This is a genomic window from Streptomyces ipomoeae 91-03 (assembly GCF_000317595.1).
Taxonomy (GTDB): Bacteria; Actinomycetota; Actinomycetes; order Streptomycetales; family Streptomycetaceae; genus Streptomyces; species Streptomyces ipomoeae.
The window spans coordinates 1-5,315 of sequence record NZ_AEJC01000302.1 but is presented as its reverse complement, the minus strand read 5'-3'; the positions used below and the strand labels follow the sequence as shown (position 1 = coordinate 5,315).

The window sequence follows — 5,315 nt, the reverse complement described above, 5'->3', positions numbered from 1 at the left end:
CGGCTCGCCGACCGCTTCGGTCGAAAACGGCTGCTGCTGCGGGCCCAGTTGGGCCTCGCCGTCTCCTTCCTGCTCGCCGGGTGGGCGGACTCGCTCACCATGTTCACCGTGGCGCTGGTGCTCCAGGGCATCCTCGGCGGCACCTTCGCGGCGTCCAACGGCTACCTCGGCGCGGCCCTGGAGGGCGCCCATCTGTCGAAGGCGCTCACCCTCATGCAGGGCAGCGCACGGGCCGCCCTGGTGTTCGCGCCCATCGTCGTCGGCGCCCTGTCGCCGTGGATGTCACCGCACCGCCAGTACGCCCTCCTCGCCCTCCTCCCGCTCGCCGCGGCCCTCCTGCTGGCCGCGCTGCCCGAACCGGGTGACAGCGCGAAGACCGTGAGCGACGAGGAGACGGAGACCGTCGAGGTCGCCCCGATGGCCGCGCTGCGCAGGCTCTACGCGCTGGAGTTCACCTTCGTGTTCTCCACGGTGATCTCCTTCCCCTATCTGATCTCCCTCGTCGAGGAACGCCTCCCGGGCGCCTCCGCCGCGCTCTCCGGACTGCTGTTCGCCCTGCCCCACCTCTGCTACCTGGTGTCGGCGATGGCCGTGCACCGCGCGATACACACCCGCCCCCGGCACGGCATAGCGCTCGGCTTCGCACTGATCGCCCTCGGCCTGGCCGGGCACGGCGTCGCCGACACGCTGCCCGCACTGATCGCCGTACGACTGCTGCTCGGCGCCGGACTCACCCTCGGCATGGTCGGCCTGTCCGTCCTGGCCGCCGAGTGCGCCCGGGGCCGCGCCCCCGGCGGGATGTTCGGCTCGCTGGAGTTCTTCTCCAAGGCCGGCGCGGTCGCCGCCGGGGTCACCGCCGCCGTGGGCAGCGCACGGTTCGGTCCCGCCGCACCGGTGCTCATAGGCGGCGGCATAGCCGCCCTCACCACCTTCGCGACTCTCCTTCCCCCACGTCCGCGTACCCGCTGGAGCCACTGATGCCCCCGCTCACCGACTCGCTCGGTACCACCCATCTCCCCACCGCCGACACCGCCGTCGCGCACACCCTCCTCAACTGCCTGCTGCGCGAGGTCTCCGGCCCCGAACACCAGACCGCCGTGAGCGACGGCCACCTCCTGCTGCGTCTGCCCCGCCGCGGCCTCCTCCTCCGCGTCGCCCTCCGCCGCACCTCCCTGCTGGGCGCCCACCGCTTCACGGGCCCGGTGCAGCGGCAGACCGAGGACGGCTGGACGGAGCTGACCTGGCGCCGCCTCGCCGAGTACACGCGCGACGAACTGTCACTGCGCACCGGCGTCGGCAACGACGAGTTCCTCGACCAGATCGACTCCAGCCACCGCACCCTCGCCACCGCCCTCGCCACCCGCGCGACGGCCACCCAGGACGTGCCGGACTACCTGGCCTCCGAGCAGTCCCTGCTGTTCGGGCACCGCTTCCACCCCACCCCCAAGGCCCGCACCGGCGACGCCGACGCCTGGCAGTCGTACGCCCCCGAAGCGGGCGCCTCCTTCCCGCTGCGCCATCTCGCCGTCCGCGAGCACCTGATCATCGAGGAGAGCGCCGAGCCCGACGCCACCGCCGTGTTCGACCAGGAACGCGGGGACGTCCCCGAGGGCTATCGGCTGCTGCCCACACACCCCTGGCAGTACGAGATGCTGCGCGAGCACCGGCTGCTGCGCGAGGCCCTGGGCAGCGGCGACATCCTCGACCTCGGCCCGGGCGGACGCGAGTACGCCGCCACCGCCTCCGTGCGCACCCTCTTCGACGGCGACTCCTTCCTGAAGTTCAGCCTCAACGTCCGCATCACCAACTGCCTGCGCAAGAACGCCAGTTACGAACTCTCCGGCGCCGTCGCCCTCACCCGCGTCCTCGCCCCGGCCCTCGCCGACCTTCAGTCCCGCTTCCCCGGCAGCGCGATGCTCCGCGAACCCGCCTACCGCAGCCTCGCCGTCCCCGGCCCCGACGGCACCCCCGACCGGGCCCTCCTGGAAGGCTTCGGCGTGATCGTCCGGGAAGGCCTGTCCCGACGGCTGCTGCCCGGCACGACCCCGCTGCTCGCGGCGGCCGTGGCCGACGAGTACCCGACCAGCGCCGCCCACATCTCCCGCCTCCTCGACGGAGCCGGCCCCGAGGCCGCCCTGGACTGGTGGCGGGCCTATCTGCGCCTCCTCGTCCCACCCGTGCTCTGCGCCTACTTCGACCACGGCCTGGTCCTCGAACCCCACCTCCAGAACGTCCTGATCTGCGTCGACGGCGACGGCATGCCCGCCCAGGTCCTCTTCCGCGACCTGGAGGGCACCAAGCTCGTCCCCGACCACCACGCCGACACCCTCGCCGCACTCCCGCCCGAGGTCGCCGGCCCGATGTCGTACGACGCCCAGCGCGGCTGGGACCGGGTCGTGTACTGCCTGCTGGTCAACCACGTCGCCGAACTGCTCGCCGCCCTCGCCGACCTGCACCCCGAGACGGAGGCGGACCTGTGGGCGGCCGTACGCGCCGTCATCCGGGCGTACGCCGACGAGGAGGGCTGCCCGCCGCGCCTCGCCGCCCTGCTGGCAGGAGTGCCCCTGCCCGCGAAGACCAACCTCCTCACCCGCTGGGACCGCAAGGCCGACCGCGAGGCCGGCTACGTCCGTCTGCCCTCCCCCCTCGCCGAGGACATCCTCCGCTGGAGCACCCGATGAGCCAGAAGCCCTTGACGGCAGACCCCACCCCCGCCGTACGCGACCGGATCCTGTCCCTGCCGCCCACCGAACTCCCGGCGTACATCTACGACTTGGCGACCCTGCGGGAGCACGCTGCCCGCGTACGGTCCGCCCTGCCCGAGCGGGTCGAGCTGTACTACGCCGCCAAGGCCAACCCGGAGCCGGAGATCCTGGCCGCGCTCGGCCCGTACGTCGACGGCTACGAGGTGTCCTCCGGCGGCGAACTCGCCCATGTCGCCAAGGCCGTCCCCGGCCGCCCCCTCGCCTTCGGCGGCCCCGGCAAGACCCCGGACGAGATCCGGGCCGCCCTGGAGCAGGGCGTCGAGCGCTTCCACGTGGAGAGCGAGCACGACCTGCGCATGCTCGCCGAACTGGCCCGCCAGGTCGTGCCCGGCACGCGCGTGGCGGTGCTGCTCCGCTTCAACCTCGCCGTGGCGGACGGCTCGCTCGCGGGCAGCTCCCTCGCGATGGGCGGACGGCCCACCCCGTTCGGCCTCGACCCGACCCGGGCGCCGGACGTACTCCGCACGTTCACGGACGGGACGTACCCCCACCTCGAACTGCGCGGCATCCACGCCCACCTGGCGAGCGGACTCGACGCACCCGGGCAACTGGCCGTCGCCCGCTCGATCGTGGACTGGGCGACGGACCTGGCCGTCCCCATCACGGAGGTCAACATCGGCGGCGGCATGGCCGTGGACTACGCCGACCCCGACACCCGCTTCGACTGGACGGCGTACGGCGAAGGCCTGGCCCAACTCGCGGTCGCACACCCGGAACTGACGCTCCGTATCGAGCCGGGGCGGGCCCTGACCGCGTACTGCGGCTGGTACGCCACCGAGGTACTGGACGTGAAGCACAGCCACGGCGAGGAGTTCGCCGTGGTCCGCGGCGGCACCCACCACTTGCGCACCCCGGCGACCAAGGGGCACGACCAGCCCTGCTCGGTGCTGGCGGTCGAGGAGTGGCCGTACCCATGGCCGCGCCCGGCCTCCGGCGCGGAGCGCGTCAGCATCGCCGGGCAGCTGTGCACCCCGAAGGACCTCCTCGCCCGCCACGTCCACGCACCGGGGCTGCGGGCAGGGGACCGGGTGGCCTTCTCCCTCGCGGGCGCCTACGCGTGGAACATCTCGCACCACGACTTCCTGATGCACCCGAGGCCGGGCTTCCACTTCCTGGACTGACCCCTCAAGGGGTGTGCCACCGTTGACAGGCGGGCAGACCGGGCGCAGACTCACTCCTGTAATTCAGTGAAGTGAAGTTCACCTGACGAACAATGTCGGCGCCCGGAGGACGGGACGCGGCTCGTCCTCAACGACGAGGAGTACTCATGCACACCACTGTCGGCATCATCGGCGGCGGCCCCGCCGGACTGCTGCTGGCCCGCCTGTTGCACAACGCGGGAATCGACAGTGTGGTTCTGGAACGCAAGGATCGCGCGTACGTCGAGCAGCGCCAGCGCGCCGGCATCCTGGAGCAGGCCACCGTCGACGTACTGCGCTCCGCGGGCGCGGGGGAGCGGCTCGACCGCGAGGGGATGCCCCACGACGGCATCGAGCTGCGCTTCGACGGCCGCGCCCACCGCGTCGACTTCCCCGAGCTGACCGGCGGGCGCCGGGTGTGGGTCTACGCCCAGACGGAGGTCGTCAAGGATCTGATCGCCCTCCAGCTCACGGAGGGCGGGCCCTTGCTGTTCGAGGCCGAGGTGCAGGCCGTCGAGGGCGTGGCCGCATCCGCCCAAGAGGGCGACCGTCCGGTGATCCGCTACACCCACGAGGGCCGCGAGCAGACCCTGACCTGCGACTACGTGGTCGGCTGCGACGGCTTCCACGGTGTGGCCCGGAACGCCGTCCCCGACGGGGTGCGGACGACGTACGAGCGGACGTACCCCTACTCCTGGCTGGGCATCCTCGCCGACGCGCCGCCCGTCTACGACGAGCTGATCTACGCCCACTCCGAGCGCGGTTTCGCGCTCGCGAGCATGCGGTCACTGTCCGTGAGCCGCCTCTACCTCCAGGTCCCGAACGGCACCGACCCGGCCGACTGGTCCGACGAGCGGATCTGGGACGAGCTGGACGCCCGCTTCGCCCTCACCGCTAACCCCGGCTGGCGGCTCAAGCGCGGGCCCGTCACCTCCAAGGCCGTGCTGCCGATGCGCAGCCATGTCACCGAGCCGATGCGCTACGGCCGACTCTTCCTGGCCGGCGACGCCGCCCACATCGTCCCGCCCACCGGCGCCAAGGGGCTCAACCTCGCCGCCACCGACGTCATCGTGCTGGCCCGCGCCTTCGCGCGGCTGAAGGAGACCGGCTCGACCGAACTGCTCGACGCCTACTCCGACACCTGTCTGCGCCGGGTGTGGCGGGCCGAGCACTTCTCCTACTTCATGACCACGACCCTCCACGCCGACCCGGAGCAGTCCCCGTTCGAGACCAGGCTCCAGCTCTCCCAGCTCGACCGCGTCGCCACGTCACGGCATGCGGCGGCCGAACTGGCCGAGAACTACACGGGGCTGCCGCTCGACCGAACGGACTGACCGAACGGGCTGATCGAACGGGCTGACCGAGAACGGGCGGGATGGCCCGGCCCGGCCGGACATGAGCCGGATACACC

At 72.3% G+C, this 5,315-nt stretch carries 4 protein-coding genes; all 4 read left to right on the top strand.

What is annotated here, in order from left to right; translation table 11 throughout:
* A partial coding sequence (locus STRIP9103_RS20325) for an MFS transporter (RefSeq protein WP_048820636.1) occupies nt 1-978 on the top strand: 978 nt, incomplete at its 5' end.
* Nucleotides 978-2,681 (top strand): IucA/IucC family protein, encoded by a 1,704-nt coding sequence (locus STRIP9103_RS20320; protein WP_009315744.1) that lies wholly within the window; start codon nt 978-980, stop codon nt 2,679-2,681. The genes STRIP9103_RS20325 and STRIP9103_RS20320, both read left to right, overlap by 1 nt.
* A complete protein-coding gene (locus STRIP9103_RS20315; protein ID WP_009315746.1) occupies nt 2,678-3,886 on the top strand; it encodes a type III PLP-dependent enzyme in 1,209 nt (402 codons plus the stop codon). The genes STRIP9103_RS20320 and STRIP9103_RS20315 overlap by 4 nt, the downstream gene beginning before the upstream one ends.
* Nucleotides 3,887-4,032: 146 nt before the next feature.
* Nucleotides 4,033-5,238, top strand: a complete 1,206-nt coding sequence (locus tag STRIP9103_RS20310) for a 4-hydroxybenzoate 3-monooxygenase (RefSeq protein ID WP_009315748.1) — start codon at nt 4,033-4,035, stop codon at nt 5,236-5,238.
* The last annotated feature ends 77 nt before the right edge of the window (nt 5,239-5,315 follow it).